The organism is Mesorhizobium sp. WSM4837 (genome assembly GCF_055811435.1).
This window is the reverse complement of sequence record NZ_JBVVQE010000165.1, coordinates 1-2,631: the sequence shown is the minus strand read 5'-3', so window position 1 is coordinate 2,631 and position 2,631 is coordinate 1. Positions and strand designations below refer to the sequence as shown.

General features: G+C 64.6%; 2 protein-coding genes. Both read left to right on the top strand.

Annotated elements, in window-relative coordinates:
- Positions 1 to 164 precede the first annotated feature (164 nt).
- Positions 165 to 1,046 (top strand): tyrosine-type recombinase/integrase, encoded by an 882-nt coding sequence (locus AC0L3D_RS36330; RefSeq protein WP_473647491.1) that lies wholly within the window; start codon positions 165 to 167, stop codon positions 1,044 to 1,046.
- Positions 1,047 to 1,056: 10 nt separating this feature from the next.
- The gene (locus AC0L3D_RS36325) at positions 1,057 to 2,256 is read left to right on the top strand and encodes an IS91 family transposase (RefSeq protein ID WP_473647490.1); all 1,200 of its coding nucleotides are present in this window, start codon (positions 1,057 to 1,059) and stop codon (positions 2,254 to 2,256) included.
- The last annotated feature ends 375 nt before the right edge of the window (positions 2,257 to 2,631 follow it).

The window sequence follows — 2,631 nt, the reverse complement described above, 5'->3', positions numbered from 1 at the left end:
TTGGACTAACCCGCTCCGCGATTGCGGAGCGGCAAGGAGGGTGTGTGCCGCCGGCGTGGTGTTGATCGCGTCTGTCGCGCTAGTCATGTGTCCACAACAAGCTCCGACTGCGTCAGCATGAAGTGGCTGCTTGCAGCCCATTCCATCCGACAAAGGAGCTTGTCATGACCTACCTTCGCCAGCGCATGAGCGAGGACATGGAGGTGCGCAACCTCGCGCTCAACACCCAGCGCTCATACCTTCAGCAGGTATCGCTGTTCGCCCGCCACTTCGGCAAGTCGCCGGACTTGCTCGGGCGAGAGGATATTCGGACCTATCAGGTCTATCTGACCAACGAGAAGAAGCTGTCGCCCGGCTCGATCCACACCGCCATTGCGGCGCTGCGCTTTCTCTACAGTGTGACGCTCGAGAGGGATTGGGCGCCTGAAGAGGTCCTGCCGCTTCCCAAGAAGCCGCAGAAGCTGCCCATCATCCTCAGTGCCGAGGAAGTTCAGCGGTTCCTCGGCTGCGTCCTCGACGTCAAACACCATGCCATCCTGACCACTTGCTATGCCGCCGGCTTGCGCATCTCGGAAGCGGTGCAGCTGAAGCCCCCGGGCATCGACAGCCAGAGAATGGTCATCCGCGTGGAGCAGGGCAAAGGCCAGAAGGACCGCTACGTGATGCTGTCGCCCAAGCTCTTGGAGATCCTGCGCGGCTACTGGAAGGTGCGGCGGCCAAAGGAGTGGCTCTTCCCCGGCGATCGTGCCGGCCAGCCGATCACCAGGGATGCGGTGGGACAGGCCTGCGCGAAAGCGCACGACCGCTCCGGATTGTCCAAGCCGGTCACGCCCCATTCGCTTCGCCACGCCTTCGCGGTCCATCTGCTGGAGGCCGGCGCCGACGTGCGCACCATTCAACTGCTGCTCGGTCACCGCAGCATTGCGACCACCGCCCATTACCTGCGGATCGCCACCAACAAGGTCTGCGCCACGTCGAGCCCCTTCGAGCTCTTGCCGAGGCCGGCGCCCACCCCGCCGCCGCCCGCCAAGCCGCAGTACTTCTGAGCTCGCGCCGATGGCCCGCTCGGGGCCGGAAGTGGCGGACATCTTCCGCCGCTACGGCGAAGCCTATCGTGCGCAGCATGACGCGCAGCTGTCGATCGCCCAGCGCCGCGTCATGACGGCGATCGAACTGTGCCGGACCGCCGCGCTCGGCGGGCATGTCGAGCAGTGCGATCACTGCGGCCACCGGCGCATCGCCTTCAACAGCTGCCGCGACAGGCATTGCCCCCGCTGCCAATCGCTGGCTCGCGCGCAATGGCTGGAGGATCGTCGCGCCGAGCTCCTCGACACGCAATACTTTCACGTCGTCTTCACGCTGCCCGGCGACATTGCCGCCATCGCCTATCACAACAAGGCGCTCGTCTACGGCCTGCTCTTCCGCGCCGCCGCCGAGGCCCTGCGCACCATCGCCGCCGATCCCAAGCACCTGGGCGCCGAGATCGGCTTCTTCGCCGTGCTGCACAGCTGGGGCCAGAACCTGCTTCATCATCCGCATCTGCACTGCGTCGTCGCCGGCGGCGGCCTGTCTGCCGACGGTCGTCGGTGGGTCGCCTGCAAGCCCGGCTTCTTCTTGCCGGTCCGGGTGCTCTCACGCCTGTTCCGACGATTGTTTCTGGAGCACCTGGAGAAAGCCTTCGACGCCGGCCAGTTGAAGTTCTTCTCTGGCCTACAGCACCTGAGCGAGCGCGACGCCTTCCGGCGCTATTTGGCGCCGCTACGAAAGGCTGAGTGGGTCGTCTTTGCCAAACCGCCCTTCGCCGGACCTGCCCAGGTGCTCGACTATGTCGGGCGCTATACGCACCGCGTCGCCATCTCCAACAACCGCCTCATCGACATCGAGGACAACGCCGTTCGTTTCCGCTGGAAGGACTACCGGCACGGCAATCGGCAGAAGGTCATGACCGTCGCGTCCGACGAGTTCATTCGCCGCTTCTTGTTGCACGTCCTGCCCGAGGGCTTCCATCGCATCCGCTACTACGGCTTTCTCGGCAATCGCTACCGCGCGCAAAAGCTCGCCCACTGCCGCGACCTGCTCGGCATGCCGGTTCCAGAGCCGTCGGATGGCTCATCCGAAAGGGATTACCGCGACCGCTATGAGGATCTCACCGGTCATTCCCTCAGGCAATGCCCCGCCTGTCGTCAAGGCCAAATGATCATCGTCGAAATCTTCGACGGCGCCACTGGACCCCCGCCATACTGGGATACGTCATGAAAGAACCGCTCCGCTTTCGCCGTCACCGCATCGCACGAGCCGTTCGGCCGGAAAACCGAGTCGGTCCCGCGAAGCTGCGCGCCGTCACCCTCGGCTGCCTTTGCCGGGCAAGGCGCGACGCCGGTCCTCACTTTGCCGAACCTATATCCGTGCCGCTTTCGGCGCACGCGACCCCTGCAATCGCTGCGTCCACGACCGCATCCGCGCCCACGCCATGCCTGTTCATGGCCACGGCCTGATTGAACGCCCATAGCGGCAACCCGTGCCGGCGGCTTAGTCCAACACGTTTTTAGCTCACCGTCGCGATCCACCTCAGCGCGCTCTCGCCACCCACCTTTCAGCGCGACGCCAAGCTAAAAACGCTCTGCATTATGC

Bases quoted from the DNA above. Each gene is read 5' to 3' on its own strand.
- AC0L3D_RS36330 (WP_473647491.1), top strand. From the start codon at position 165: ATGACCTACCTTCGCCAGCGCATGAGCGAGGACATGGAGGTGCGCAAC.
- AC0L3D_RS36325 (WP_473647490.1), top strand. From the start codon at position 1,057: ATGGCCCGCTCGGGGCCGGAAGTGGCGGACATCTTCCGCCGCTACGGC.